This window comes from Streptomyces triticisoli (assembly GCF_003270085.1).
In the GTDB taxonomy this organism is placed as follows: Bacteria; Actinomycetota; Actinomycetes; order Streptomycetales; family Streptomycetaceae; genus Streptomyces; species Streptomyces triticisoli.
Genome location: NZ_QFDQ01000205.1, coordinates 1 through 26,432, shown reverse-complemented (window position 1 = coordinate 26,432; position 26,432 = coordinate 1). Strand labels below are relative to the sequence as shown.

25 protein-coding genes are annotated in these 26,432 nt (G+C 72.6%); 10 read left to right on the top strand and 15 right to left on the bottom strand.

The genetic code is table 11. From position 1 onward, the window contains the following. Window positions 1–18: 18 nt before the first annotated feature. The 5 genes from DEP02_RS25880 to DEP02_RS25860 are packed head-to-tail and all read right to left on the bottom strand — an operon-like array spanning window position 19 to window position 5,497. On the bottom strand, window positions 19–816 hold the full coding sequence (locus DEP02_RS25880; protein WP_112470098.1) for a type III pantothenate kinase: 798 nt from the start codon (window positions 814–816) through the stop codon (window positions 19–21). Between the two features lie 4 nt (window positions 817–820). Further along, window positions 821–1,798, bottom strand: a complete 978-nt coding sequence (nadC, locus tag DEP02_RS25875) for a carboxylating nicotinate-nucleotide diphosphorylase (protein WP_112470097.1) — start codon at window positions 1,796–1,798, stop codon at window positions 821–823. Between the two features lie 5 nt (window positions 1,799–1,803). After that, complete coding sequence (locus DEP02_RS25870) at window positions 1,804–3,537, bottom strand: L-aspartate oxidase (RefSeq protein ID WP_112470096.1); 1,734 nt, start codon at window positions 3,535–3,537, stop codon at window positions 1,804–1,806. After that, entirely contained in the window at window positions 3,534–4,568 is a 1,035-nt protein-coding gene (gene panC / locus DEP02_RS25865; protein WP_198668589.1) for a pantoate--beta-alanine ligase, read from the bottom strand. The genes DEP02_RS25870 and panC overlap by 4 nt, the downstream gene beginning before the upstream one ends. After that, window positions 4,565–5,497: a Rossmann-like and DUF2520 domain-containing protein gene (locus tag DEP02_RS25860; protein ID WP_112470095.1), complete on the bottom strand. Its 933-nt coding sequence runs from the start codon at window positions 5,495–5,497 to the stop codon at window positions 4,565–4,567. Before DEP02_RS25860 ends, panC begins: the two co-directional genes overlap by 4 nt. Before the next feature lie 170 nt (window positions 5,498–5,667). Here DEP02_RS25860 and DEP02_RS25855 point away from each other — a divergent pair, with 170 nt between their 5' ends. Beyond that, complete coding sequence (locus tag DEP02_RS25855) at window positions 5,668–6,870, top strand: threonine aldolase family protein (protein ID WP_112470106.1); 1,203 nt, start codon at window positions 5,668–5,670, stop codon at window positions 6,868–6,870. A 57-nt stretch (window positions 6,871–6,927) separates the two neighbouring features. On the opposite strand, the gene DEP02_RS25850 is transcribed toward DEP02_RS25855, so the two are convergent. The 3 genes from DEP02_RS25850 to DEP02_RS25840 form a co-directional block, all read right to left on the bottom strand. Next, window positions 6,928–7,560, bottom strand: a complete 633-nt coding sequence (locus DEP02_RS25850; RefSeq protein ID WP_112470094.1) for an AAA family ATPase — start codon at window positions 7,558–7,560, stop codon at window positions 6,928–6,930. A gap of 31 nt (window positions 7,561–7,591) precedes the next feature. Then, window positions 7,592–8,263 carry a response regulator gene (locus tag DEP02_RS25845; RefSeq protein WP_112470093.1) on the bottom strand — a complete coding sequence of 224 codons (672 nt, stop codon included), beginning with the start codon at window positions 8,261–8,263 and terminating at the stop codon, window positions 7,592–7,594. Window positions 8,264–8,355: 92 nt separating this feature from the next. After that, window positions 8,356–9,561 (bottom strand): sensor histidine kinase, encoded by a 1,206-nt coding sequence (locus tag DEP02_RS25840; protein ID WP_112470092.1) that lies wholly within the window; start codon window positions 9,559–9,561, stop codon window positions 8,356–8,358. 217 nt (window positions 9,562–9,778) lie between these two features. On the opposite strand from DEP02_RS25840, the gene DEP02_RS25835 reads away from it, so the two are divergent. Beyond that, window positions 9,779–10,771 (top strand): SAM-dependent methyltransferase, encoded by a 993-nt coding sequence (locus tag DEP02_RS25835; RefSeq protein WP_232839278.1) that lies wholly within the window; start codon window positions 9,779–9,781, stop codon window positions 10,769–10,771. Here the strand turns inward: DEP02_RS25835 and DEP02_RS25830 are convergent. After that, the gene (locus tag DEP02_RS25830) at window positions 10,736–11,887 is read right to left on the bottom strand and encodes an NADH-quinone oxidoreductase subunit D (protein WP_112470090.1); all 1,152 of its coding nucleotides are present in this window, start codon (window positions 11,885–11,887) and stop codon (window positions 10,736–10,738) included. The two genes, DEP02_RS25835 and DEP02_RS25830, sit on opposite strands and share 36 nt — an antisense overlap. Before the next feature lie 31 nt (window positions 11,888–11,918). On the opposite strand from DEP02_RS25830, the gene DEP02_RS25825 reads away from it, so the two are divergent. After that, the gene (locus DEP02_RS25825) at window positions 11,919–12,422 is read left to right on the top strand and encodes a PH domain-containing protein (protein ID WP_112470089.1); all 504 of its coding nucleotides are present in this window, start codon (window positions 11,919–11,921) and stop codon (window positions 12,420–12,422) included. Continuing rightward, entirely contained in the window at window positions 12,419–13,753 is a 1,335-nt protein-coding gene (locus tag DEP02_RS25820) for a PH domain-containing protein (protein ID WP_112470088.1), read from the top strand. The genes DEP02_RS25825 and DEP02_RS25820 overlap by 4 nt, the downstream gene beginning before the upstream one ends. An 18-nt stretch (window positions 13,754–13,771) precedes the next feature. On the opposite strand, the gene DEP02_RS25815 is transcribed toward DEP02_RS25820, so the two are convergent. Together DEP02_RS25815 and DEP02_RS25810 are read right to left on the bottom strand one after the other, a co-directional pair. Continuing rightward, complete coding sequence (locus tag DEP02_RS25815; RefSeq protein WP_112470087.1) at window positions 13,772–15,052, bottom strand: hypothetical protein; 1,281 nt, start codon at window positions 15,050–15,052, stop codon at window positions 13,772–13,774. Window positions 15,053–15,183: 131 nt separating this feature from the next. Next, window positions 15,184–16,311, bottom strand: a complete 1,128-nt coding sequence (locus DEP02_RS25810) for an alpha/beta hydrolase (RefSeq protein ID WP_112470086.1) — start codon at window positions 16,309–16,311, stop codon at window positions 15,184–15,186. A gap of 228 nt (window positions 16,312–16,539) precedes the next feature. Between DEP02_RS25810 and DEP02_RS25805 the strand changes: the two genes are divergently transcribed. From DEP02_RS25805 to DEP02_RS25780, 6 genes are all read left to right on the top strand, one after another. Then, window positions 16,540–18,351, top strand: coding sequence for a phosphatidylglycerol lysyltransferase domain-containing protein (locus DEP02_RS25805; protein WP_112470085.1), 1,812 nt, complete (start codon window positions 16,540–16,542; stop codon window positions 18,349–18,351). A 166-nt stretch (window positions 18,352–18,517) separates the two neighbouring features. Then, entirely contained in the window at window positions 18,518–19,426 is a 909-nt protein-coding gene (gene folP, locus DEP02_RS25800; RefSeq protein WP_112470084.1) for a dihydropteroate synthase, read from the top strand. Further along, window positions 19,423–19,935: a nuclear transport factor 2 family protein gene (locus DEP02_RS25795; protein WP_112470083.1), complete on the top strand. Its 513-nt coding sequence runs from the start codon at window positions 19,423–19,425 to the stop codon at window positions 19,933–19,935. The genes folP and DEP02_RS25795 overlap by 4 nt, the downstream gene beginning before the upstream one ends. Before the next feature lie 252 nt (window positions 19,936–20,187). Continuing rightward, entirely contained in the window at window positions 20,188–20,547 is a 360-nt protein-coding gene (folB, locus tag DEP02_RS25790) for a dihydroneopterin aldolase (protein ID WP_112470082.1), read from the top strand. Continuing rightward, the gene (gene folK / locus DEP02_RS25785) at window positions 20,544–21,155 is read left to right on the top strand and encodes a 2-amino-4-hydroxy-6-hydroxymethyldihydropteridine diphosphokinase (protein ID WP_112470081.1); all 612 of its coding nucleotides are present in this window, start codon (window positions 20,544–20,546) and stop codon (window positions 21,153–21,155) included. Before folB ends, folK begins: the two co-directional genes overlap by 4 nt. Window positions 21,156–21,247: 92 nt before the next feature. After that, window positions 21,248–21,736, top strand: coding sequence for a DUF3180 domain-containing protein (locus tag DEP02_RS25780; RefSeq protein WP_112470080.1), 489 nt, complete (start codon window positions 21,248–21,250; stop codon window positions 21,734–21,736). 37 nt (window positions 21,737–21,773) lie between these two features. On the opposite strand, the gene folE is transcribed toward DEP02_RS25780, so the two are convergent. The 4 genes from folE to tilS form a co-directional block, all read right to left on the bottom strand. Then, window positions 21,774–22,379, bottom strand: coding sequence for a GTP cyclohydrolase I FolE (gene folE, locus DEP02_RS25775; protein ID WP_112470079.1), 606 nt, complete (start codon window positions 22,377–22,379; stop codon window positions 21,774–21,776). A gap of 120 nt (window positions 22,380–22,499) precedes the next feature. Beyond that, complete coding sequence (gene ftsH / locus DEP02_RS25770; RefSeq protein ID WP_112470078.1) at window positions 22,500–24,539, bottom strand: ATP-dependent zinc metalloprotease FtsH; 2,040 nt, start codon at window positions 24,537–24,539, stop codon at window positions 22,500–22,502. Window positions 24,540–24,727: 188 nt separating this feature from the next. Further along, entirely contained in the window at window positions 24,728–25,288 is a 561-nt protein-coding gene (gene hpt, locus DEP02_RS25765; RefSeq protein ID WP_112470077.1) for a hypoxanthine phosphoribosyltransferase, read from the bottom strand. A gap of 111 nt (window positions 25,289–25,399) precedes the next feature. Beyond that, the coding region (gene tilS, locus DEP02_RS25760) for a tRNA lysidine(34) synthetase TilS (RefSeq protein ID WP_232839277.1) at window positions 25,400–26,432 on the bottom strand (1,033 nt) is incomplete at its 5' end.

The following is a 26,432-nucleotide window of genomic DNA, read 5'->3' as shown; positions in this document are numbered from 1 at the left end:
GCCAGACGCGACACCCTCTCAGAGGCGTGACATGTTCCGTTCATAAACCAGCCGCAGGCCGATCAACGTCAGCCACGGCTCGTGCTCGTCGATCACCGAGGACTCGCCCAGCACCATCGGCGCCAGCCCGCCCGTCGCGATCACCGTCACGTCCTCCGGATCGTCGGCCAGCTCCCGGGCCATCCGGCGCGCCACCCCGTCGACCTGCCCGGCGAACCCGTAGATGATCCCGGCCTGCATCGCCTCGACCGTGTTCTTGCCGATCACATTGCGCGGCCGGGCCACCTCGATCTTCCGCAGCTGCGCCGCCCTGACGCCCAGCGCCTCCACGGAGATCTCGATGCCGGGCGCGATGACCCCTCCGACGTACTCCCCGCGCGCGCTGATCGCGTCGAACGTCGTCGCCGTACCGAAGTCGACGACGATCGCCGGTCCGCCGTACAGCTCGTTCGCCGCCACCGCGTTGATGATCCGGTCGGCGCCGACCTCCTTGGGGTTGTCGAACAGGATCGGCACGCCCGTCTTCACGCCCGGTTCGACGAGCACCGCGGGCACGTCGCCGTAGTGGCGCCGTGTCACCTCCCGCAGTTCCTGCAGCACCGACGGCACGGTCGCGCAGATCGCGATGCCGTCGATGCCGTCGCCCAGTTCGTCGCCCAGCAGCGGGTGCATGCCCATGAGGCCGTTCAGCAGCACCGCCAACTCGTCGGCCGTGCGGCGCGCGTCCGTGGAGATGCGCCAGTGCTCGACGATGTCCTCCCCGTCGAACAGACCCAGGACCGTGTGCGTGTTGCCGACGTCGATCGTCAGGAGCATGCCGTTACTCCGCCTCGCGCAGGTCCAGGCCGATGTCCAGGATCGGCGAGGAGTGGGTCAGGGCCCCCACGGCCAGGAAGTCGACGCCGGTCTCGGCGTAGGCACGGGCGTTGCCCAGGGTGAGCCGGCCCGATGCCTCCAGCAGCGCCCGGCCGCCGGTGATCGCCACGGCCTCCTCGCACTCGACGGGCGTGAAGTTGTCCAGCAGGATCAGGTCGGCGCCGGCGTCCACTACCTCGCGCAGCTGGTGCAGGGTGTCCACCTCGACCTCGATCGGCACCTCGGGGAACGCCTCCCGTACGGCCTTGAACGCCTGCCCGACACCGCCGGCGGCCACCACGTGGTTGTCCTTCACCAGGGCCGCGTCCGACAGCGACATGCGGTGGTTCACACCGCCACCGCACCGGACGGCGAACTTCTCCAGCGCGCGCAGACCGGGCGTGGTCTTGCGGGTGTCGCGCACCTTGGCCTTGGTGCCCTCCAGGGCGTCCGCCCACGCGCGCGTGGCGGTCGCGATGCCGGACAGGCGGCACAGCAGGTTCAGCGCGCTGCGCTCGGCGGTCAGCAGGTCACGTGTGCGCGTGGTGACCGACAGCAGCTTCTGCCCGGCCTCGACGCGGTCGCCGTCCTCGACGTGCCGCTCGACCTCGAACTCGTCCGTGCAGACGACCGACAGCACGGCCTCGGCCACGCGCAGACCGGCCACCACGCCCGCCTCGCGGGCGGTGAAGTCACCGGTGGCCACGGCCTCCTCGGGGATGGTCGCGACCGTCGTCACGTCCACGCCGCGGTCGAGGTCCTCCTGGATGGCGACGTTCGCGATGTCCTCGACCTCGACCGGGTCGAGTCCGGCGTCCGCCAGGAGCTGGGCGAGCGCGGGGTCGAGCCCGCACTCCAGGTACTCCTCGTCGGCCTCCGCGCCGCAGGCACAGCCGTCGCCGCAGCCGCCGTTCGGGGCGAGGGGAAGGTCTTCGGTGCTCACTTGTGTCACTGCTCCAGGGGACGCGGGGCCACGAGGGCCTCGGGGCGGGTCGGGGGGAAGTCTGCGTCGTCGGTGGTGTGCACCGCCGTCGTACGGTCCGGATCCAGCCGTACGACGATGTGGCGGCGCCAGTGGGTGTCGTCGCGCTCGGCGTGGTCCTCACGCCAGTGGCAGCCGCGGGTCTCCTCGCGCAGCCGGGCGGCGGCGACCAGGACGCGGGCCACGCACAGGAGGTTGGTGGTCTCCCAGGTGTCCACGCCGGGTTCGGCGGTCTTGCCGTTCTCCTCCAGGGCGCCGCGGGCCTCGGCGTGCAGCCGCTCGAGCCGGTCGGCGGCCGTGGCCAGGGACGCGGCGGAGCGCAGGACGCCCGCGCCCTCGGTCATGATCCGCTGGATCACGAACCGGGCCTCGGGGGCGAGCAGGGGGTGCGCCGGCGTCTCCGGATGTGCCACGGGCTGCGGCACACGCGCGTGGAGGCCGTTGTCCGCCCGCTCCCGCGCGATGTCGGCGGCGATGCGCTCGGCGTACACCAGCCCCTCCAGCAGGGAGTTGGAGGCGAGCCGGTTGGCGCCGTGCACGCCGGTGCAGGCCACCTCGCCGCACGCGTACAGACCGGGCACGGTCGTCCGGCCGTGGGAGTCGGTGCGCACGCCCCCGGAGGCGTAGTGGGCGGCCGGGGCGACCGGGACGGGCTCGGTGACCGGGTCGATGCCGTGGGCGCGGCAGGCGGCCAGGATGGTCGGGAAACGGCGCTCCCACATGTCCGCGCCGAAGTGCCGGGCGTCGAGGAACATGTGCTCGGCGCCCTGCTCCCGCATCCGCCGCATGATGCCCTTGGCGACGATGTCCCGGGGCGCGAGCTCGGCCAGTTCGTGCTGTCCCACCATGAAGCGCACGCCGTCGCCGTCGACCAGGTGGGCGCCCTCGCCGCGCACCGCCTCGGAGACCAGCGGCTGCTGGCCCTCGGCGTCGGCGCCGAGGAAGAGCACGGTCGGGTGGAACTGCACGAACTCCAGGTCGGAGACCTCCGCCCCCGCGCGCAGGGCGAGCGCCACGCCGTCGCCCGTGGACACGGACGGGTTGGTGGTCGCGGAGAACACCTGGCCCATGCCGCCGGTGGCCAGGACCACGGCGGGCGCGTGCACGGCGCCCACGCCGTCGTGCTGGCCCTCGCCCATGACGTGCAGGGTCACGCCCGCGGTGCGGCCGTCGGCGTCCGTGAGCAGGTCCAGGACGAGCGCGTTCTCGACGGTGCGCACCCCACGCGCGCGTACCGCCTCGACGAGCGCCCGGGAGATCTCCGCGCCCGTCGCGTCGCCGCCCGCGTGGGCGATGCGGCGGCGGTGGTGGCCGCCCTCACGGGTGAGCTGGATGCCGCCCTCGTCGTCGGTGTCGAAGTGCGCGCCGGTCGAGATCAGCCGCCGTACCGCGTCGGGGCCCTCGGTGACGAGGAGCCGTACGGCCTCCTCGTCGCACAGGCCCGCGCCGGCCACCAGGGTGTCGTCCAGGTGCTGCTCGGGGGTGTCGCCCTCGCCTAGGGCCGCCGCGATGCCGCCCTGGGCCCAGCGGGTGGAGCCGTCGTCGAGGCGGGCCTTGGTCACGACGACCGTCGTCAGGCCGGCGGCCTCGCAGCGCAGCGCGGCGGTCAGGCCGGCCACCCCGGAACCGACGACCACGACGTCCGCGGCGATGGACCACCCGGGCGCGGGCGCGTGCAGTCGTATGCCTGTGCTGGTCACGAGGCGGCTCCGAGGTCTCCGAAGGTGAGGGGGAGGTTGTCGATCAGCCGGGTCGTCCCGACCCGGGCGGCGACGGCGAGGACGGCCTCGCCGGTGAAGTCGTCCCCGATCTCGGTGAAGTCGGAGGGGTCGACGAGGGCCAGGTAGTCGAGTTCGAGCGGCGGGTCGAAGCGCGCGGCCTCGTCCAGGACCAGTCGGGCGGCCGTACGGACGGCGGCGGCCGCACCGGGGGACGCCTTGGCGACGGCGGCGGCGTCGGCGGCCGCGCGGGACTCCCCGAGCGCGCTGAGGGCCTCGGCACGCGCACGCGTGGAGGGCACTTCGCGGGCCCGCGCGCACAGCGCCTCCTGGGCGGCGTGCCGGTCCCGGCCTGCGAACAGGGCCTGGGAGAGGGCCAGGGCGGTGCGCCGCTCCCGCGGGGAGAGGTAGCGGTTGCGGCTGGACAGGGCCAGGCCGTCGTCCTCCCGCACGGTCGGCACGGCGACGATCTCCACACCGAAGTCGAGGTCGCGCACCATGCGGCGGATCAGGGCGAGCTGCTGGGCGTCCTTCTGGCCGTACAGGGCCATGTCGGGACGGGTGAGGTGCAGCAGCTTGGCGACCACGGTGAGCATGCCGTCGAAGTGCCCGGGGCGCGAGGCGCCCTCCAGGCGCTCGCCCATGGGGCCGGCGGTGATCCGGACCTGGGGTTCGCCGCCCGGGTAGACCTCCTCCGCGGACGGCGCGAACACGACGTCGGCGCCCGCCTGCTCGGCGACCTTCAGGTCGGCGTCCAGGGTGCGCGGGTAACGGTCGAGGTCCTCGCCCGCGCCGAACTGCAGCGGGTTGACGAAGACGGTGACGATCACGAAGCCCTCGTCGCCGACGTGGGCGCGGGCCGTGCGGATCAGGGTGGCGTGGCCCTCGTGCAGGGCGCCCATGGTCATGACGACGGCGGTGCGTCCCGGGCCCGCGAAGTGGTCGCGCGCGTACTCCAGATCGTCCGCCGTGGGGGCGAGTCCGCACGTGCGACGGCTCGTGCGACGGCTCATCGGTCTTCCCCGTTCTCGGGCAGGTCGGCACCGCCGGCGAGGACGTCCAGCAGGTCCTCGGCGAGTTCGGGCTTGAGCAGGCCGTGGGCGAGCGCGCGGTCGGCGGTGGCGCGGGCCATCGCCAGATAGCCGGCGACGGTCTGCGGGGCGTGCCGGCGCAGTTCGGTGACGTGGGCGGCGACCGTACCGGCGTCGCCGCGCGCGACGGGGCCGGTCAGGGCCGCGTCGCCCGAGCGCAGGGCGTTGTCCAGGGCGGCGCCGAGCAGCGGGCCGAGCATCCGGTCGGGGCCCCCGACACCGGCCTCGCGCAGCAGCTCCATGGACTGGGCGACCAGTGTCACCAGGTGGTTGGCGCCCAGGGCGAGCGCCGCGTGGTACAGCGGCCGCATCTCCTCGGCGATCCACTCCGGCTCGCCGCCCATCTCGATGACCAGGGCCTCGGCGGCCAGCCGCAGCTGCTCGGGGGCGGTGACGCCGAAGGAGCACCCGGCCAGCCGCTGCACGTCGACGGGCGTACCGGTGAAGGTCATCGCCGGGTGCAGGGCCAGCGGCAGCGCGCCCGCGCGCAGGGCGGGGTCGAGCACGTTCGCGCCGTACCGCCCGGAGGTGTGCACGAGCAGTTGTCCGGGCCGCACCGCGCCGGTCTCGGCCAGGCCCGCGACCAGCCCGGGCAGGGAGTCGTCGGGAACGGTCAGCAGCACCAGGTCGGCCCGTTGCAGCACCTCGGCGGGCGGTACCAGGGGCACGCCGGGGAGCATCAGCTCGGCACGCCGCCTGGAGGTGTCGGAGACTCCGGAGGCGGCCACCGGACGGTGCCCGGCGAGCTGGAGGGAGGCGGCGAGCGCGGGTCCCACCCGGCCGGCGCCGACGACGCCGACGGTGAGCCGCGCGGGGCGGTCCCTGGGGTCTGGCTGTTGGCTTGTACTCACGCGACGGCGGCCTTCCGTTCCAGTCCGCTTCGGGTACCGGACGATTTCTCGTCATGTTAACGCTATCGGTTCCGGGGGCGTCCGTTCGTGCACAGGCTGTGGGCTTCCCCACGGACCCGGTACGGGAATCCGGGTGCCCGCCGCGGCCGGTGCACGCGATGATCCGGGACATGAGTGATACGGCGGAGCAGGACGACCGGCGGGAAGAGCGGCTCTCGGACGAGGAGCAGCGCAAACGGCTGCGCGAGCGGCGCACAGGGGCGTACCGGAGCGCGAAGCGGGTGCTCGCACGCCCCGGGTTCCTGGGGACGCTCCGGGAGCGGCTGGCCCTGCTGGAGCGGGCGGAGGAGGTCCACGACCTCGACGAGCCGTCGGACATGTACGGCAACGGAGTCGTCGAGGCCCTGGAGGAGAAGGTCGCCCAGCTGCTGGGCAAGGAGGCCGCCGCCTTCTTCCCGACCGGCACGATGGCCCAGCAGGTCGCCCTGCGCTGCTGGGCGGGCCGCACCGGCAACCCGACGGTCGCGCTGCACGCCCTGGCCCACCCCGAGGTGCACGAGAGGCAAGCCCTCAGCCAGGTCTCCGGCCTGCGCCCGGTGCGGGTGACGGGCGCGCCCCGGCTGCCGACCGCCGAGGAAGTGCGCGGCCTCGACGAGCACTTCGGGACGCTGATGCTCGAACTTCCCCTCCGCGACACCGGTTTCCTGCTGCCCACCTGGGAGGAGCTCACCGAACTCGTCGAAGCGGCACGCGCGCGTGACGCGGTGGTGCACTTCGACGGCGCGCGCCTGTGGGAGTCCACCGTGCACTTCGGCCGCCCGCTGGAGGAGATCGCGGACCTGGCCGACAGCGTGTACGTGTCGTTCTACAAGTCGCTCGACGGCTACGGCGGCGCCGCGCTCGCCGGCCCGAGGGAACTGGTCGAGGAGGCCAGGGCCTGGCGGCATCGGTACGGCGGCAACGTCTTCCAGCAGTTCCCCACGGCCCTGTCGGCACTGGCCGGCCTGGAGCGGGAGCTGCCCCGCCTGCCCGAGTACGTACGGCACGCGCGCGTGGTGGCCACCGCACTGCACGAGGGCTTCGCCGCGGCGGGGCTGCCGTGGGTGCGCGTGCACCCCGAGGTACCGCACACCCACGAGTTCCAGCTCTGGCTGCCGTACGAGGCCGACGTGGCCGCCGAGGCCGCGATCCGGACCGCCGAGGAGACGGGCACGATGCTCTTCACCTCCGGCTGGGACGCCATGGGCCCTGGCCTCGCCTTCACCGAGGTCTCCGTGCGAGCCGCCGGCCTGGAGTGGACGGCGGACGACGTGCGGGCGGCGGTCGCGGAGTTCGTGGCACGGCTGGAGGAGAACGCCGGCGACAGCGTGTGACCGCTCAAGGAGAACACCGGCGGCGGGTGATCACTCGGTCGCCGCCGGCGTCGCCCGTCAGTCGAGCCGGATGTGCCGGACGCCCGCCTTCGCCTGTCTGAGCCGGGTCCGCAGCGGGCCCTCCCTGTTGGGCTTCAGCGTCAGGCCCGCCAGGACGGCGATCCGGTCGGCCGTCTTCGGCACGGTCGAGTGGTCCGTCCACAGGTGCTCGGCGAACTCCGGCTCACGCAGCCGCTCGAGGCAGTGGTCGAGCTGCTGCACGGCCCAGGTCTCCCGGCCCGGGCCGGCGTTCTTCCCGCCGACGTGCGCGAGCAGGTGCCCCAGGCCGCGCTCGCGCAGCCGCTTCAGGACGGTCCCGCGTTCCGCGAGGAGCGTGAAGTGCCGTACGTCGTGGCCCAGTTCGCGCAGCCGGCCGACGGTCTCGGCGAAGTGGCCGGAGTCGGTGACGGTCATGGGGGCGATCACCACGCCCTCGTGCCGGGTGAGGGCCAGGTCCAGGACCTCGACCACGCCCTGCCGCCAGGACGCCAACTCCTGGAAGTTTCCACGCAGTTCGGGCGGAAGCATCCGGCGCAGGCCGAAGCCGGCGTGCTCGGGGTCGCAGATGACGCTGCCGGGCAGACGGCGCCGGATCTCGTGTGCGGTCTGTGTCTTGCCGCCCCCGAAGGGGCCGTTGATCCACAGGAGCATGCGCAGACCCTACCGACGCCGCCCGCTCCGCTCAGCCATGTCCGCCGGCCCGGACGAGCCCGGTCTCGTAGGCCAGCACGACCACCTGCACCCGGTCGCGCAGGCCCAGCTTGGTCAGGATGCGGCCCACATGGGTCTTCACGGTCGCCTCGGACAGCACCAGCCGGGCTGCGATCTCGCCGTTCGACAGGCCCTGCGCGACCAGCACCATGACCTCGCGCTCGCGCTCGGTGAGCCGCTGCAACTCCTTGTGCTGCGGCTCCTTGCCGGCGGCGGGCAGCATCGGCGCGAACCGGTCGAGCAGGCGACGCGTGGTGGAGGGCGCGACGACGGCGTCGCCGCTGTGCACGGCGCGGATCGCGGCGAGCAGGTCGCCGGGCGGCACGTCCTTGAGCATGAACCCGGAGGCGCCCGCCTTCAGCCCGGAGAAGGCGTACTCGTCGAGGTCGAAGGTGGTCAGTATCAGCACCTTCGGCGGGTCGGGCTCGGAGCAGATGCGGCGGGTGGTCTCCACGCCGTCCAGCTTCGGCATGCGCACGTCCATCAGCACCACGTCGACGGCGGTGGCGCGCAGTACCTGCAGGGCCTCGACGCCGTCGCCCGCCTCCGCGACGACCTCCATGTCCGGCTGGGCGGCGAGCACCATCCGGAATCCGGTGCGCAGCAGCACCTGGTCGTCGACGAGCATCACGCGGATCGTCATCGGGGTCCTTCCGTCCTGTGGTCGGCGAATCAGTGGCGAGTCAGGGGGTGTGGCAGGGGGTGTAACAGGGGCGACGGGGGCGTACGTCCGCGTCAGTGCGCCTGTTTGAGCGGCAGCAGGGCGCTGATGCGGAAGCCTCCGCCGGGGCGGGGGCCCGCGTCCAGGGTGCCGCCGACCATGCCGACGCGTTCGCGCATGCCGATCAGGCCGTGGCCCCGGCCGTCGGCGCCGCCCTCCTCGTACAGCTCGTGCGGGGCGCCCTTGCCGTCGTCCTCGACGAGCAGGCCGAGGCCGTCGTCGAAGTAGACCAGGCGCACGCTCGCGCCCGCGTCCGGCCCGCCGTGCTTGCGGGTGTTGGTCAGGGCCTCCTGCACGATGCGGTACGCGGTGAGCTCGACGCCGCTGGGCAGCGGGCGCGGGGTGCCCTCGATCCTGAAGTCGACGGGCAGTCCGGAGGCCCGGCACCGCTCGACCATCTCCTCGATCTGGTCGACGTCGGGCTGCGGCACGTACTCGCCGCTCTCCTGGGGCTCCCCGGTGCGCAGCACGCCCAGCAGGCGGCGCATCTCGGCGAGTGCCTGGCGACCGGTGGAGGAGATGGTCTCCAGGGCCTTCTTCGCCTGGTCGGGCGCGGCGTCGAGGACGTAGGCGGCGCCGTCGGCCTGCACCACCATCACCGACACGTTGTGCGCGACCACGTCGTGCAGCTCGCGCGCGATGCGGGCGCGCTCGGCGGCGACCGCCACCTTGGCCTGCGCCTCGCGCTCCTTCTCCAGACGGGCGGCGCGCTCCTCCAGCTGCGCGAAGTAGGCGCGGCGGGTGCGTATGGAGTCGCCGAGCACCCAGGCGAGGACGAACGGCACCGTCGTGAAGACCGCCACGGCGACATTGCCGAGGGGGCTCGCGTCGTCCTGCGGCCAGCGGATCTGCGCGAGGGTCGCCGCGCACAGCCCGCCGGCCAGGGCGAACCGGGAGGCCCAGCGAGCGCCGTCCGCGGCGACGGTGTAGACGATCACCAGCAGGGCGAAGTCGGCCGGCGTCGTCTGGACGTCCAGGACCAGCTGTGCCACGCCGGTCGCCGCCGCCAGCAGCAGCATCTGCTCGGGCATCCGGCGGCGCAGGGCGACGACCGCGCACAGCACGACGGAGACGGCCAGGGCCGCGCCGGGTGATCCGTGGTGGTTCGGCACCCTGTGGATGTTCGCCGCGCTCACACCGGAGATCCCGAGCAGGACCAGGGCCCAGAAGCCGTCGACCCACATCGGGTGCCTGCGGAGGAAGTCATAGAGGCGCTGCACGTAACCCAGAGTAGGCAAGCGGGACAGGCGCGAGAGTCAGCCGGAGGGCCGATCCGCACCCGGCGCTCGTACTCCCCAAGGTGGAGGCCGTGATCACCTGTGCGCCTAGTCTGGCGAGGTGGCGGACAACACAGAGGACAGCACCGCGGACACCGAGACGGACAACGAGGCGGGCGCCGAGGCGGACGGCCCTGCGGAGGAGTGGCGCGGCTGGCGGGTGGCGGCCGAGGAGGCCCTGTACGGGCCGGGCGGCTTCTACCGGCGGCCGGAGGGGCCGGCCGGGCACTTCCGTACGTCCGTGCACGCCTCGCCGCTGTTCGCGCGGGCCGTGGCGCGGCTGCTGTGCCTGGTCGACGAGGCACTGGACCGCCCAGCGGCGCTGGACTTCGTGGACATGGCGGCCGGGCGGGGCGAGCTGGCCGCCGGGGTGCTCGCCACGCTGCCCGCGGACGTGGCCGCACGCACACGCGTGCACGCCGTCGAGATCGCCGGCCGGCCCGACGGTCTCGACCACCGGATCGAGTGGCTGACCGAGCCCCCACGGGGGATCACGGGGCTGCTGTTCGCCAACGAGTGGCTGGACAACGTGCCGGTGGAGGTCGCGGAGGTGGACTCCACGGGCGTACCCCGGCGCGTTCTCGTACGGCGGGACGGCACCGAGCGGCTCGGGGAGCCGGTGTCGGCGGCGGAGGCCCGGTGGCTGGCGCGGTGGTGGCCGCTGCCCGCCGTGCAGGGGCTGCGCGCGGAGATCGGGCTGCCCCGTGACACCGCCTGGGCCGCAGCGGTCGCCCGCGTGGAGCGGGGCCTGGCGGTCGCCGTGGACTACGCGCACACGGCGGACGCCCGGCCGCCCTTCGGCACGCTCACCGGCTTCCGGGAGGGCCGGGAGACGGCGCCGGTACCGGACGGCTCGTGCGACATCACAGCGCACGTGGCGCTGGACGCGTGCGCCGCCCACGCGCCCCCGGGTGCCCGTCTGCTCACCCAGCGCGACGCCCTGCGCACCCTGGGCATCACCGGCGCACGCCCCCCGCTGGCGCTCGCCTCCACGCGCCCCGAAGAGTACGTACGTGCCCTGGCGCGCGCCGGGGAGGCCACCGAGCTCACCGCGGCCGGCGGGCTCGGCGACTTCGGCTGGCTGGTGCAGCCGGTCGGCGTGTCCGGGCCGGCGGCCCTATTTGTCGATGTCCCCGACCACGAAGAACATTGACCCCAGGATCGCCACCATGTCCGCCACCAGCGTGCCCGGCAGCAGTTCGGTGAGCGCCTGGATGTTGTTGTACGAGGCCGAGCGCAGCTTCAGCCGGTACGGGGTCTTCTCGCCCCTGCTGACCAGGTAGTAGCCGTTGATGCCGAGCGGGTTCTCGGTCCACGCGTACGTGTGCCCCTCGGGCGCCTTGACGACCTTCGGCAGCCGCTGGTTGACCGGGCCGGGCTCCAGCTCGGCCAGCCGGTCCAGGCAGGCGTCGGCGAGGTCGAGCGCGTTGTGGGTCTGCTCCAGCAGGCACTCGAAGCGGGCCAGGCAGTCGCCCTCCTGCCGGGTGACGACCTTCAGGGTGCCTTGCAGCTCCCCGTAGGCGAGGTACGGCTCGTCGCGGCGCAGGTCGAAGTCGACGCCGGAGGCGCGGGCGATCGGGCCGCTCACGCCGTAGGCGTGCACGGCCCGCGGGGTCAGGACGCCCACACCCCGGGTGCGTCCCCGGAAGATCTCGTTGCCGAGCACCAGGTCGTCGAAGACGTCCATGCGCGAGCGCACGTCGGCGACCGCGGCACGCGCGCGCGTGGTCCAGCCGGCCGGCAGGTCCTCCTTCAGGCCGCCGATCCGGTTGAACATGTAGTGCATCCGGCCGCCGGAGACCTCCTCCATGACGTTCTGCAGGACCTCGCGCTCCCGGAACGCGTAGAAGACCGGCGTGATGCCGCCCAGCTCCAGCGGGTAGGAGCCGAGGAACATCAGGTGGTTGAGCACCCGGTTGAGCTCCGCGAGCAGCGTGCGCGTCCACACCGCGCGCACGGGGACCTCCATGCCGAGCATCCGCTCCACGGCCAGGACCACGCCCAGCTCGTTCGAGAAGGCCGACAGCCAGTCGTGGCGGTTGGCCAGCATGATGATCTGACGGTAGTCGCGCGCCTCGAACAGCTTCTCCGCGCCGCGGTGCATATAGCCGATCACCGGCTCCGCGCGCTTGATGCGCTCGCCGTCCAGCACCAGCCTCAGCCGCAGCACTCCGTGCGTGGAGGGGTGCTGGGGTCCGATGTTGAGCACCATGTCGGTGCTCTCCGCGGCGCCGCCGATCCCGACCGTGGTCTCCGTGGTAGGAGTCATGGACACAGTCTCCCCTACGTACGCTTGCCCCATGGAGACGGGGAGCGTGGACGAGGAGCGGGCGGCCGGCGACGAGCCGGTGTGGATCCCGCTGCCGCGCGGTCTGCTGCGGATGCGGCGGCTGCTGCTGGTGCTGTGGCTGGGTCTGTTCGCCCTGGCCGCGGGGCTGTTGCCGGGGCTGCTGGTCGGTCCCGCCTGGTCGGCGTCCGCGCTGCTGCCGCTGGCGCTGATGGCGTGGGGCTGGGTGCTGCTCGGCCGCAACTGGCGCTCCTGGCGGTACGCCGAGCGCGCCGACGACCTGCTGATCAGCCGGGGCGTGCTGTGGCACGAGGAGACCGTCGTGCCGTACGGGCGGATGCAGCTGGTCGAGGTCACCTCCGGGCCGGTCGAACGGCACTTCGGGCTGGCCACCGTGCAGCTGCACACGGCCGCCGCCGCGACCGACGCGACCATCCCCGGCCTCGACCCGGCCGAGGCGGAACGGCTGCGCGACCGGCTCACCGAGCTCGGCGAGGCCCGATCGGCGGGGATGTGACGGCGGCGGGGGGCGAGCAGGCCGTACGCGACGAGCGGCCCGTGACCGAGCGGCGGCTGCACCCCGTGACCCCGCTCAGACGGGCGTGGGCGCCGGTCGCCGTGCTCGCGGGCTGGGCCGTGCACGACCCCACCCAGGCGCAGCGGCAGCTCACCCGGCTGACCACGACCACGCTGCTGGCCGGGCTCGCGGTGCTCGTGTCCGCGGCCGCCCTCTACGGCTTTCTGTCCTGGTGGTTCACGCACTACGCGGTGACCGACACCGAACTGCGCATCCGCACCGGGCTGTTGTTCCGCCGTACCGCGCACATCCGGCTGGAGCGGATCCAGGCCGTCGACGTCACCAGGCCGCTGCTCGCGCGGGTCGCGGGCGTGGCCAAGCTCAAGCTCGACGTCATAGGGACCGACGAGAAGGACGAACTCGCCTTCCTCGGCGAGGAGGAGGCCCGGGCGCTGCGCGCCGAACTGCTGGCGCGGGCGGCAGGGTTCGCGCCCGAGTCGGCGCACGAGGTCGGTGAGGCACCCGCGCGGGAGCTCGTGCGCGTACCCGCGCGCGTGATCGCCGTCTCGCTGCTGCTGACCGGCGCGACCTGGGGCTCGCTGGTCGCCGCCGTCGTCGTACCGTCGCTGCTGTGGCTGGCCACGGACAACCTGTGGACGGTGCTGGTGTCCGCGGTGCCGCTGTTCGGCGGGGCCGTGACCAGCAGCGCGGGCCGCTTCGTCACCTCCTACGGCTGGACGGTGAGCGAGTCGCCCGACGGGCTGCGGATCGACCGGGGGCTGCTGGACCGCGTCCACGAGACGGTGCCGCCGGGGCGGGTGCAGACCGTACGCATCGTGGAGCCGCTGCTGTGGCGGTGGTGGGGCTGGGTCCGGGTGGAGCTGGACGTGGCCGGGTCCTCGAACTCCATGCTGCTGCCGGTCGCCCCGCGCGAGGTCGCCGAGTCGGTCATCGCGCGGGTGCTGCCGGGGGTGACGGTGCCGCCGGCGGCCTCGCTGACACCTCCGCCGCGACGCGCCCGGTGGTGCCTGCCGGTGTGGTGGCGCGGACACGGGACCGCCGTCACCGACGCGGTGTTCGCCACCCGGCGCGGGCTCCTGTGCCGCCACCTCGCGCTGGTGCCCCACGCCAAGGTGCAGAGCGTACGGCTGTCCCAGGGCCCGTGGCAGCGCGCACGGCGCGTCGCCGACCTCCACGTGGACACCGGCGCCGACAAGACCGTGACGGCCCGCCTGCGGGACGCCGGGGAGGCGGCGGAACTCCTGCGGGCCCAGGCGGAGAGGTCCCGCACGGGGCGCCGGACCGCGCGCCCGGACCGCTGGATGGCCTGAGCGCGGCCCGCCGGGGTGTCAGGAGGCCGCGGTGCGCAGGCCCTGTACGTCGACCGACTCTGTCTCGTCGTGGGCCGTCAGGTCGATGATCTGGCCCGCGGCCGGCTTGTACTGGGACTCGGCCTCCGCCTTGTGGAGGGTGAGGGCCTCCTGGCCGACCACGTCGGCGAGGTCCTCGTTCTGGACGGCGCCCAGGTCGGTGGACGGCGAACCCTTCTTCGCCCCGAAGAAGTCGAATCCGCCCTCGGCCACCGGGCGCCGCGCGGGCGCGGCCGGTACGACGGCCACCGCGGTCGGCACGGTGAAGTGCCCGGAGGACCGCTGCGGCGCGGACTGGGCCGGACGTGCCGGTTCGACCGGACCGGTCGGATCAGTCGGACCGGTCGGATCAGTCGGATCGGTCGGACCGGTCGCGGGGGACGGCGCGGCCTCTCCGGCCGACGCGGTCGGCTCCACCGGCTCACTCGGCTCCACCGGCTCACTCGGCTCCACCGGCTCACTCGGCTCCACCGGCTCGCTCGGCTCGCTCGGCTCGGTCGCCGCGGTCGGCTCGGTCGTGGTGGCGGCCGTGCGCTCGTGCGCATCGGCCGCCTCGGGCTGCCCCTCCGGTTCGTCCTCCCGCGCGGGGCCGGCATCGGCACTGCCGTCGGCCCCCGACGAGGCGTCGGACTCCTGGGCAGCGGCCGCGTTCGTCTCCTCGCCGTCCGTGCCGAGCCGCGACAGCGCCGCCCGGGCCCGCAGGAACAGCTGGGAGCCCTCCGGGGAGAACACGGCGGGAGCCTCGGCCTCCGGCTTCTCCTCCGTGCCGGCCGTCGGCCCGGCGGGCAGCGCGGGGGTTTCGGGGGCGGCCTCTATCTCCAGCAGGCGGCGGCCCTCCAGCGCGCTCGCACGCTCGGTCTCCGCCGTGGCGTACCGCCGCAGCAGTGCCGCGTGCTCGTTGCGCAGCCCCGCCAGCTCCGCACGCCTGGCGCGCAGCTTCTGCTCGAGCCGGACCCGCAGCTCGCGCGACTCCTCGAGATCCGTCTCGAGTTCGGCGACTCGTTCCTCGAAGCGCCACTCGTCGCTCGCACGCGCGCGGGTGAGGTCGGCGACCTGCCGGCCGGCCTGCCCGTCCCAGCGGCGCATCACGACCGCGCCGGTGACCGCCGTCGCCGCGGCGGCCGCGGCGAGCGACCGCAGCACGATCGCGTCCGTGAACACCCAGGGCGCCAGGGCGCAGACGAGCGAGACGCCGGCGATCGCCGAAGGAGGCAGCAGCCTGTGCAAGGGCGGGGAATGGCGGTGTCGTCCACGTGGCATGGCCAGAAACTTACCGCGCGTAGACGAGTCCCGGCAGGCCGCCCGGCAAAAAGACAGCCATACCGAAACCTTCCTGCGACGACGGGAGTTCCGGCCGCCTTCGCCTTCGCCTTCGCTTCAGCAAGATCATTTCAGTGGTCGCTCAGGCGGGCGCTCATCCACTGCAGCGCCGCCGGGATCTCACGCCGCCAGGTGTTGAAGTTGTGCCCCCCGCTGTCGAGGATGATCGACGAGATCCGTGTCCTGTTCGTCGCCCTCACCTCCTCTATGAACCTGAGCGTCGCCCGGTAGTTGGTCTCGCCGGCCCTGCTGCTGGTGACGAGCAGCGAAGTGTCGGGCGCGGGCAGGTGTTTGATGCTCCACCGCAGGTCGGCACGGTTCCGCAGATGCTGCTGCCCCTGGAACAGATCGCCCGTGGTCGGGTCGATCGGCGCCTTGTAGTACGGGGACAGGCCCGCGCCCGCGGCGTACACCTCGGGATGGTGCATGGCGAGTTTCAGCGCGCAGTAACCCCCCGTGGAGTTGCCGACGATGCCCCAGCTGCCCGGCTTCCCCACGACCCGGTAGTGGGCGGCGACGGCGTCCGGCAGGTCCTCGGCGAAGAACGTCTCGGTCTGCGGGCCGCCCGGGATGTCCACGCACTCCGTGTCCCGCGGCGGCGCCACCGTCGGCCGCAGCATCACCAGGATCATCGGCTGCGCCCGCCCGTCCTCGGCGAGCTCCTGCGCCGTGCGCGGGTAGTGCAGCTTGGTGATCAGCGCCTGCGCGGTGCCCGGGTAGCCGGTGAGCACCACGGCCGCGGGGAAGGTGCGCGTGCGGTACTGCGGCTGGAAGTACTCCGGCGGCAGGTATATGAACGCGGGCGTGGCGATGCCGGTCGTACGGCCCACGATGTCGACCTTCTGGATCTGGCCGGCGGTCTGCGGCCGCGCACTGCTGCCCAGCCGCACCCGCTGGGTGCCGACCACCTGCAGCGGGCCGCCGCCGCGGCCGCGCGCCGAGTGTTCGACGACGACCCCCTGTCCCTTCTCCCGGCCGAACAGGTCCGCCCAACTGGCGTAGAAGCCGAAGGCCTGGTTGGCGGCGAGTCCGGCGCACGCGAACAGTGCCAGCTGGGTGGCCAGCAGCAGGCCGACGCGTCCGCCGACCGCACCCCAGGTGCGGCGGGCCAGACGTGGCCAGAGCCACACCGTGCCGACGAACAGCAGGACGGCGAACAGAGTCGCCAGCGCCAACATCTTGTTGCTCGTGAGACCCATGGACTCTTACCCGCCTGCGCTTCCCGCCCGGGCCCGCCGCCGCCTCCTCGCGAGGGCTTGCCCCGGCCTTTCCCTGGTCTTTGACTCGACTTTCCGGCGGGGAGTGAACCTGACTCCCCTGGACACCGTCCTAGAGGGCGCAATGTCGCCGGATGCCCGGGATCGGCACCGGATTCAAGGTCTCTCGCAGAACTACGGGATGCGATGTCTGTCAGGACAGATGGGGAAATGCCGGACGGGGTTCCTGGCCGATCGAACCGGGTGCGGCGCATACTCCGCGGCCCGCGCCCCGAGGCCGTCCCCGCTCTGGTCGGCCGGGCCTGCGCGGTCGTCGGCCTCCTGGACATCGCCGCGGGTGTCTTCCCGCGCTTCAGGCACAGCCGTATGCACGCCCTGGCCGAGGTGCTGCCGGGCTCGTTCGGCCCGTTCGCCGCGGCCCTCTCGCTCAGCGTGGGCGTGCTGTTGCTGCTGCTCGCGCACGGCCTGAAGCGGCGCAAGCGGCGGGCCTGGCGCGCGGCCGTGGTGCTGCTGCCGGCCGGCGCGGCGGCGGAGTTCGTCTACCGGCACTCCGTGGTCGGGGTCGTCATCTCGCTCGCGCTGCTCGCTCCGCTGCTGATCCACCGCCGTGAGTTCGCCGCGCTGCCGGACCCGCGCAGCCGCTGGCGGGCGCTGGCCAACTTCGTCCTGATGAGCGCCGGTTCGCTGGGCCTTGGCATGGTCGTCGTCACCGCGCACGGGCACCGGATGGTCGGCAACCCCAGCGTGGCGGACCGGCTGACCCATGTCGTCTACGGCCTGTTCGGCTTCGAGGGCCCGGTCGGCTACCAGGGCAACACCTCCTGGACCGTCGCCTTCTCCCTCGGTGCCCTCGGCTGGCTCACCGCGGTCACCACCATCTACCTGGCCCTCCGCCCCGAGCATCCGGCCGCGCGCCTGACCGAGGAGGACGAGAGCAGGCTGCGCGCCCTGCTGGCCAGGCACGGCGGCCGGGACTCCCTCGGCCACTTCGCGCTGCGCCGGGACAAGGCGGTCGTGTTCTCCCCCAGCGGCAAGGCGGCGGTGACGTACCGCGTCGTCTCCGGCGTGATGCTGGCCAGCGGCGACCCGATCGGCGACGTCGAGGCCTGGCCGGGGGCCATCGAACGGTTCATGGACGAGGCCAGGTCCCACTCCTGGACACCCGCCGTCATGGGCTGCTCCGAGACCGGCGGCGAGGTGTGGACCCGGGAGACCGGTCTGGACGCCCTGGAACTGGGTGACGAGGCGGTGGTCGACGTCGCGGATTTCTCGCTCGCCGGACGCGCGATGCGCAATGTCCGTCAGATGGTCAAGCGCATCGAGCGGGCCGGCTACGAAACCCGGGTGCGGCGCATCCGTGACCTCGGCCAGACCGAGCTGGAGCGGATCCGGCGGGCGGCGGAGGACTGGCGCGGCACCGACACCGAGCGCGGTTTCTCCATGGCGCTCGGCCGCATCGGCGACCCCGCCGACGGGGACTGTCTGATCGCCACCGCGCACAAGCAGGACGACGAGCCGGGCGAGTACGGCGACCTGAAGGCGGTCCTGCACTTCGTGCCCTGGGGCGAGGACGGCGCGTCCCTGGACCTGATGCGGCGTGACCGCTCTGCCGACCCCGGCATGAACGAGTTGCTGATCGTCGCGGCGCTCCAGGCCGCCCCGAAGTTCGGCATCACCCGTGTCTCGCTGAACTTCGCGATGTTCCGCTCGGCGCTGGCGCGCGGCGAGAAGATCGGCGCGGGGCCTGTGCTGCGGGCCTGGCGCGGACTGCTGGTGTTCCTCTCCCGCTGGTTCCAGATCGAGTCGCTGTACAAGTTCAACGCCAAGTTCCAGCCCCGCTGGGAGCCGCGGTTCGTCGTCTACCGCGCCTCCGCGGACCTGCCCCGCATCGGCTTCGCCGCCATGCAGGCCGAGGGCTTCGTCGACCTGGCCCTGCCCCTGCCGCGCTTCCTGCGCCGCCGCACCGCCGCCGAGCGCTCCTGCGCCCACTCGGTCACGGAACGGGACGTACGCGCGGCCTAGGGCCCGCCCGGCGGGCGGGCCGGCCCCGAACAGGCCCGGGCGGAAGCCCGCACCCCCTCCGGGGGCTTCCGCCCGGGCCACACCTCTCCCCGCCGCCCCGGCTCCGCGGGACGCCGTCGCTCGGGCCGTGGATGGTACGGCCGGGTGTGGGGCCTACGCTGAAAGTATGAGCAACCACAGCGGGCGCGGCCGAGTGGCGGGCCTACCGGCATGGGACCGGTGCGCGGTCATGGGGGTCGTGAACGTGACCCCCGACTCCTTCTCCGACGGCGGCCGCTGGTTCGACACGACCACCGCCGTCAAGCACGGCCTGGACCTCGTCGCCCAGGGCGCGGACCTGATCGACGTGGGCGGCGAGTCCACCCGCCCCGGCGCCACCCGCGTCGACGAGGCCGAGGAGCTGCGGCGCGTCGTCCCCGTCGTCCGCGGCCTCGCCTCCGAGGGCGTCACGATCTCCGTGGACACCATGCGCGCCCGCGTCGCCGAGCAGGCGCTCGCGGCAGGCGCCGCACTTGTCAACGACGTCAGCGGCGGCCTCGCCGACCCCGCGATGATCCCGGTGGTCGCGGACACCGGCGCCCCGTTCGTCGTGATGCACTGGCGCGGCTTCCTGGAGGGCGGCAACATCCGCGGGGTGTACGACGACGTCGTCACCGAGGTCGTCGACGAACTGCACACGCGTGTGGAGGCCGTCCTGGAGGGCGGCGTCGCCGCCGACCGCATCGTCGTCGACCCCGGCCTCGGATTCTCCAAGGAGACCGGGCACGACCTGGCGCTCCTGGCCCGCCTCGACCGTCTGCGGGGTCTGGGACATCCGGTCCTCGTCGCCGCTTCCCGCAAGCGGTTCCTCGGCCGGGTGCTGGCCGGCCCCGAGGGCCCACCGCCCCCCGCGCGTGAGCGCGACGCCGCCACCGCCGCCGTCTCCGCGCTCGCCGCGCACGCCGGCGCCTGGGCCGTACGCGTGCACGAGGTCCACGCGACGGCGGACGCGGTACGGGTCGCCCGCGCCGTGGAAGAGGCGTGCACCGCCGGCGTCCGCGCGCCGGGCGCGAGCTCCCCCGAAGGAGCCCGGTGAGCGCCCCCCACACCGATGTCGAACAGGTGGAGGCCGCCAACACCGCCTTCTACGAGGCGCTGGAGCAGGGCGACTTCGAGGAGCTGTCCGCGCTCTGGCTCGCCCCCTCCGACCTGGGCGTCGACGAGGAGTACCACGACCCGGCCGACACCGGCGTGATCTCCTGCGTGCACCCCGGCTGGCCCGTGCTCACCGGACGCGGCGAGGTCCTGCGCTCGTACGCGCTGATCATGGCCAACACCGACTACATCCAGTTCTTCCTCACCGACGTGCACGTATCGGTCACCGGCAACACCGCCCTGGTGACCTGCACCGAGAACATCCTCAGCGGCGGCCCCGCCCCCGCGGACGGCGACGAGCTCGGCCCGCTGGTCGGACAGCTCGTCGTCGCCACCAACGTGTTCCGGCGCACGCCCCTCGGCTGGAAGCTCTGGTCCCACCACGCCTCCCCGGTTCTGGCCGAAAGCAACGGGGACGACGGGGACTCGGACGACGACTCACCCGCCTGAGCGAGTGGGCGCCCGAAGAGCAGGGGCCCGGAAAGTGGCAGGAATCACGGCCCCGGGAACGAGTCGCCCACCGCCCCGTGAGCAACCGGGTTCTCCAGGGGAAACGCACGGTGAAACCTCCCCGGACCCGGCTCGCCCGGCCTCCCCGCGGCCCGGCTTTGTCCGTGCCCGCAGGTAGATTCGTCCGAGACCGGTGCGCCGCCCGCACGCGGCAGGAACCGGCCGCCGCCGACGATTGCAGGAGTGATTCGCGTGGATCGTGTCGCGCTGCGCGGCCTGAGGGCCCGCGGGCACCACGGTGTGTTCCCCAAGGAGCGCGAGGAGGGCCAGACCTTCCTCGTGGACGTCGTCATGGGAGTCGACGCCCGGCCGGCCGCGGCCGACGACGATCTGGCGAGGACCGTGCACTACGGCATCGTGGCCGAGGAGGTCGTGGCCGTGGTGGAGGGCGAGCCGGTGAACCTCATCGAGACGCTCGCCGAGCGCATCGCCCAGGTCTGTCTGAAGCACGAGGGGGTCCAGGAGGTCGAGGTCTGCGTCCACAAGCCGGACGCACCGATCACGGTCCCCTTCGACGACGTGACCGTCACCATCACCCGGAGCCGAGCATGAACGCACCTTTCACCAAAGGGCCCAGCGACCCGACCGTCCAGCCGGTGCCCGCCTCCGTCGTCGAGAGGGTCGACGCCGCCGACAGCACCCTGCAGAACCCCAAGTGGGCCGTGATCTCGATCGGCTCCAACCTCGGCAACCGCCTGGAGACCCTGCAGGGCGCCGTGGACGCCCTGGAGGACACCCCCGGCGTCCGCGTCAGGGCCGTCTCCCCGGTCTACGAGACGGAGCCGTGGGGTGTCGAGCCCGGCACCCAGCCGTCGTACTTCAACGCGGTGGTGATCCTGAGGACGACCCTGCCGCCCTCCTCCCTCCTGGAGCGCGCCCACGCCGTCGAGGAGGCCTTCAACCGGGTCCGCGACGAGCGCTGGGGCCCACGCACCATCGACGTCGACATCGTCTCCTACGCCGACACCGTCTCCGACGATCCGGTCCTCTCGCTCCCCCATCCGCGCGCCCACGAACGCGCCTTCGTCCTCGCCCCGTGGTACGACGTGGACCCGCAGGCCCAGCTTCCCGGCCGGGGCGCGGTGGCCGACCTGCTGACCTCGGTCACCCGCGAGGGTGTCGAACCGCGGGGGGACCTGGAACTCCGGCTGCCCGAGTAGTCGTTAAGGTCTGGACGACAATGTCTGGACGACGCAAAACCCGTGCAGGACGTGCGACCGGCCACAGGTCCGGGGGGAGCTGAAGGGACACCGTGAGAGAGCTGCGCATCAGGGTGCTGGCCGGCGTGTTCGTCGTCGCCGGAGTGCTGTCCTGGGCGGCCGCCCGTCTGTGGAACGCGGTGGGGACACTCCCCAGCGTCCCCCTGGCCGCCCCCATCGTCCTCGCTCTGATCGCCGCGGTCCTCCTGGCCACGGCGCTCTCCTTGCGGGCCCGGCTGAAGGCCCAGCGCGAGCGCCGCCCCGACGCCAAGGGCGTCGATCCCATGATGGCGGCCCGCGCGGTCGTCTTCGGTCAGGCCAGCGCCCTGGTCGCCGCCCTGGTCGCCGGAATGTACGGCGGCACGGGCATCGTCCTGCTGGAACTCCTCGACATCCCGGCCCGGCGCGACCAGGCCGTCTACGCCGGCTTCTCGGTCCTCGCCGGCATCGCGGTCATAGCGGCCGCCCTGGTCCTCGAACGGGTCTGCAGACTCCCGGAGGACGACGACCACAACCACCCGGGGGCGGAACCGGTGGCGTGAGCCACCGGAGGCATCACCCGCTCCCCCGTGGTCCGGGTCAGTGCGCCATGATGAGGCTCATCGCCTCGTTCCGCGTCGCCGCGTCCCGCAGCTGACCGCGCACCGCCGAGGTGATGGTCTTCGCACCGGGCTTGCGGATGCCCCGCATCGACATGCACATGTGCTCGCACTCCACGACGACGATCACGCCGCGCGGCTCCAGGATCTCCATCAGCGAGTCCGCGATCTGCGTGGTGAGCCGCTCCTGCACCTGCGGGCGGCGGGCGTAGACGTCCACCAGCCGGGCCAGCTTGGACAGCCCGGTGATCTTCCCCGTCACGGACGGAATGTAGCCGACGTGGGCGACTCCCCTGAACGGCACGAGATGGTGCTCACAGGTCGAGTACACCTCGATGTCCTTCACGAGGACCATCTCGTCGTGCCCCAGGTCGAACGTCGTCGTCAGGACGTCCTCGGGCTTCTGCCACAGGCCCGCGAATATCTCCCTGTACGCCCGGGCCACCCGTGCCGGTGTTTCGAGCAGGCCCTCGCGGTCCGGGTCCTCGCCGACCGCGATGAGGAGTTCCCGTACGGCGTTCTCGGCGCGCTTCTCGTCGAACTCGCCGATGCTCTCTTCGCCGTCCAGCGTCACGGGGTCGGTCATGTGAAGCCTCGTTCCTGGTGTGTCTGATCTGCGGACATGCGAAATGCCGCGTCCCCCAGGCTAGAACCTGGGGGGCGCGGCATACATTCCGGGGCCGGTGCGGTCCGGTGCCGGGACCCGTCAGTTGTCCGAGCGGTCCTCCGAAGCCTGCTCCGTGACCGGGGCGGGCTCGGTGGCCGTGGACTTGACCGTGCTGATCGCCGGCGCCGCGCCGTTCGCCCCGTTCGTCAGCGCGAGCTCCTTCGGGGAGAGCACCGGCGGGCGGGTCGACGGCGTACGGCGGGAGGAGCCGGTCCAGGCGGGCCGCGGCGGGCGCTTGACGATGGGAGCGAAGATCTCGGCGATCTGCTCCTTGCCCAGGGTCTCCTTCTCCAGGAGGGCCAGGACGAGGTTGTCGAGGACGTCGCGGTTCTCGACCAGGATCTCCCAGGCTTCGTTGTGCGCGTTCTCGATGAGCTTCTTGACTTCCTCGTCCACCAGCGCGGCGACCTCTTCCGAGTAGTCGCGCTGGTGAGCCATCTCACGTCCGAGGAACGGCTCGGTGTTGTCGCCGCCGAACTTGATCGCGCCCAGGCGCTCGGTCATGCCGTACTGCGTGACCATCGCGCGGGCCGTGGCGGTGGCCTTCTCGATGTCGTTCGCCGCGCCCGTGGTCGGGTCGTGGAAGACCAGTTCCTCGGCCGCGCGACCGCCCAGCATGTAGGCCAGCTGGTCCAGCATCTCGTTGCGCGTGGTCGAGTACTTGTCCTCGTCCGGGAGCACCATCGTGTAGCCGAGGGCGCGGCCCCGGGACAGGATCGTGATCTTGTGGACCGGGTCGGCGTTCGGTGAGGCCGCCGCGACCAGGGCGTGACCGCCCTCGTGGTACGCGGTGATCTTCTTCTCCTTGTCCGACATGATCCGGCTCCGCTTCTGCGGGCCGGCGACCACGCGGTCGATCGCCTCGTCCAGCATGTGGTTGTCGATCAGCTTCTTGTCGCTGCGGGCCGTGAGCAGCGCGGCCTCGTTCAGCACGTTCGACAGATCGGCACCGGTGAAGCCGGGGGTGCGGCGGGCGACGGCGGACAGGTCGACGTCGGGAGCGACCGGCTTGCCCTTCTGGTGGACCTTGAGGATCTCCAGACGGCCCAGCATGTCGGGGCGGTCGACGGCGATCTGCCGGTCGAATCGGCCCGGGCGCAGCAGCGCCGGGTCGAGGATGTCGGGGCGGTTGGTGGCGGCGATGAGGATCACACCGCCCTTGACGTCGAAGCCGTCCATCTCGACGAGCAGCTGGTTCAGCGTCTGCTCGCGCTCGTCGTGGCCGCCGCCGAGGCCGGCGCCGCGGTGGCGGCCGACCGCGTCGATCTCGTCGACGAAGACGATCGCCGGCGCGTTCGCCTTGGCCTGCTCGAACAGGTCGCGGACCCGGGAGGCACCGACACCGACGAACATCTCGACGAAGTCGGAACCGGAGATCGAGTAGAAGGGCACGCCGGCCTCGCCCGCGACGGCACGCGCGAGCAGGGTCTTGCCGGTGCCGGGCGGACCGTAGAGCAGCACGCCCTTGGGGATCTTCGCGCCGACGGCCTGAAACTTGGCCGGCTCCTGCAGGAACTCCTTGATCTCATGGAGCTCCTCGACGGCCTCCTCCGCGCCGGCGACGTCCGCGAACGTCGTCTTCGGGGTGTCCTTGGTGATGAGCTTGGCCTTGGACTTGCCGAAGTTCATGACCCGGGAGCCGCCGCCCTGCATCTGGTTCATCAGGAACAGGAAGACGACCACGATGAGGACGAAGGGCAGCAGGGAGAGCAGGATGCCGACAAAGGCGTTCTGCTTGGTCGGCGAGACCGTGTAGCCCTTCGGGATCTGCTTGTCCTGGTACTTGGTCTGCAGCGTGTCGGCGATGGTCACGCCCTGGTCGCCGATGTAGCTCGCCTGGATCTTCGAGCTGCCCTCGACCTTCTGGCCGTTCTTGAGCTCGACCTTGATGGTCTGCTCGTCGCCAGTGGTCAGCTTGGCCTGCTGGACCTTGTTGTCATTGATCGCTGCTACGACCTGGCCTGTGTCCACCGTCTTGTAGCCGCCGGACTCGCCGACGACATTCATCAACACGACCACGGCAAGGACGGCCAGCACGATCCACATGACCGGCCCACGGAAGTATCGCTTCACGTCCATCCATACGGAGCGGTTCCGCCCCGTCCCTCCTGCCATAGTGAGTTTGATAAGACAGTTCTTCTGACGGTACCCCAGCATGGTGGCTCGAAGCCGCACGGAAGGGCTGTCGTTCCCGTCTGCCTGCTCCAACGGCTCCAGGGCCGCCGGGGTTCCCGATCGACGTACGACGTATGGGCCCTTTTCGGGGTTCAGCCGCCGTAGACGTGGGGAGCGAGCGTACCGACGAACGGCAGATTCCGGTACTTCTCGGCGTAGTCCAGGCCGTAGCCGACGACGAACTCGTTGGGGATGTCGAAACCGACCCACTCCACGTCGATGGCGACCTTCGCTGCCTCCGGCTTGCGCAGCAGCGCGCACACCTTCAGGGAGGCGGGCTCGCGGGAGCCGAGGTTGGAGATCAGCCAGGACAGGGTCAGGCCGGAGTCGATGATGTCCTCGACGACCAGGACGTGCTTGCCCTTGATGTCGGTGTCGAGGTCCTTGAGGATCCGCACGACGCCGGAGGACTGGGTGCCCGCGCCGTAGGAGGACACGGCCATCCAGTCCATGGTGAGCGGGGTGGACAGCGCCCGGGCCAGGTCCGCCATGACCATGACCGCGCCCTTGAGGACGCCGACGATCAGCAGGTCCTTCCCCTCGTACTCCGCGTCGATCTTCGCGGCCAGCTCGGCCAGCTTCGCGTCGATCTCTTCCTTGGTGATGAGTACCTGCTTGAGGTCGGCACCCATGTCTTTCGCGTCCACCCGCATCACTTTCGGTCGGTTGTCACACCGGCTGTTCCGGCCTGCCCCGGCGAGGGCAACCGGCCGCCACGGCCTCCCCTCGGAGAGAGACCGGCGTCTCTCCCCTGAGGGAAGGATTCAGCCTTGCCGAATCACCAGTCTGCCACCCTGCCGCTGGGCGACGACCCGGCCCGGGAGGTTGATGGCCTTCTGGCCGCGCCAGCCGGTGATCAGCCGGTCGACTTCCTCGATGTGCCGGGCGAACAGGGAACCGGCCGGGGCACCGGCGTCGATGGCGGCGCGGCGCAGGATGCGGCGGCGCACGGCGGGGGGCAGTTCGTGGAGCTTGGCGCACTCCAGGCGGCCGTCGTCGTCACGGACGGCGGCCTCGACCTGGCCGGCCCAGGCGTCGAGGGCGTCGGCGTCGTCCCGGGAGAGCTGGGCGGTACGGGCGAGGGCCTCGACGACGCCCTTGCCGAGGGCCTTCTCCAGGGCGGGCAGGCCCTCGTGGCGCAGCCGGGAGCGGGTGTAGGCGGGGTCGGCGTTGTGCGGGTCGTCCCAGACGGGCAGGGACTGGACCATGCAGGCCGTACGGGCGGTCTGCCGGTCGATGTGCAGGAAGGGGCGGCGGTAACGGCCGCCGGCCCCCGAGACCGCGGCCATTCCGGACAGGGAGCGGATGCCGGAGCCACGGGCGAGGCCGAGCAGCACGGTCTCGGCCTGGTCGTCCCGGGTGTGGCCGAGCAGGACGGCGTGCGCGCCGTGGCGGTCGGCGGCGGCGTCGAGGGCGGCGTAGCGGGCGTCGCGGGCGGCGGCTTCCGGTCCGCCCTCGCGGCCCACGGTGACGGCGACGGCCTCGACCGGGTCCAGGCCGAGTTCACGCAGCCGCTGGGCGACCTCGTCGGCGCGCCGGCCGGAGCCGGCCTGGAGGCGGTGGTCGACGGTGATGCCGCCGGCCCGGATGCCGAGCTTGGGGGCCTCGAAGGCGAGGGCGGAGGCGAGTGCCACGGAGTCGGCGCCGCCGGAGCAGGCCACGAGCACGAGCGGCGCGGACGGGCGCTCGTGCGGGGCCGGTGGGCTGTCGGCGGCCGGCGAGGCCGGTGCGCTCTCGGCGGCCGGTGCGGTCGGGGGGTCTTGCGGGGCCGGTGAGCCGTGGCGGGCCTGCGGGGTG

Bases quoted from the DNA above. Each gene is read 5' to 3' on its own strand.
- DEP02_RS25830 (WP_112470090.1), bottom strand. From the start codon at position 11,887: ATGACTCCTACCACGGAGACCACGGTCGGGATCGGCGGCGCCGCGGAG.
- DEP02_RS25880 (WP_112470098.1), bottom strand. From the start codon at position 816: ATGCTCCTGACGATCGACGTCGGCAACACGCACACGGTCCTGGGTCTG.
- hpt (WP_112470077.1), bottom strand. From the start codon at position 25,288: ATGCGGGTGGACGCGAAAGACATGGGTGCCGACCTCAAGCAGGTACTC.
- panC (WP_198668589.1), bottom strand. From the start codon at position 4,568: ATGAGCCGTCGCACGAGCCGTCGCACGTGCGGACTCGCCCCCACGGCG.
- DEP02_RS25805 (WP_112470085.1), top strand. From the start codon at position 16,540: ATGCCGGACGGGGTTCCTGGCCGATCGAACCGGGTGCGGCGCATACTC.
- DEP02_RS25855 (WP_112470106.1), top strand. From the start codon at position 5,668: ATGAGTGATACGGCGGAGCAGGACGACCGGCGGGAAGAGCGGCTCTCG.
- DEP02_RS25825 (WP_112470089.1), top strand. From the start codon at position 11,919: ATGGAGACGGGGAGCGTGGACGAGGAGCGGGCGGCCGGCGACGAGCCG.
- DEP02_RS25845 (WP_112470093.1), bottom strand. From the start codon at position 8,263: ATGACGATCCGCGTGATGCTCGTCGACGACCAGGTGCTGCTGCGCACC.
- ftsH (WP_112470078.1), bottom strand. From the start codon at position 24,539: ATGGACGTGAAGCGATACTTCCGTGGGCCGGTCATGTGGATCGTGCTG.
- DEP02_RS25810 (WP_112470086.1), bottom strand. From the start codon at position 16,311: ATGGGTCTCACGAGCAACAAGATGTTGGCGCTGGCGACTCTGTTCGCC.
- folK (WP_112470081.1), top strand. From the start codon at position 20,544: ATGAACGCACCTTTCACCAAAGGGCCCAGCGACCCGACCGTCCAGCCG.
- folP (WP_112470084.1), top strand. From the start codon at position 18,518: ATGAGCAACCACAGCGGGCGCGGCCGAGTGGCGGGCCTACCGGCATGG.
- DEP02_RS25815 (WP_112470087.1), bottom strand. From the start codon at position 15,052: ATGCCACGTGGACGACACCGCCATTCCCCGCCCTTGCACAGGCTGCTG.
- DEP02_RS25850 (WP_112470094.1), bottom strand. From the start codon at position 7,560: ATGCTCCTGTGGATCAACGGCCCCTTCGGGGGCGGCAAGACACAGACC.
- folE (WP_112470079.1), bottom strand. From the start codon at position 22,379: ATGACCGACCCCGTGACGCTGGACGGCGAAGAGAGCATCGGCGAGTTC.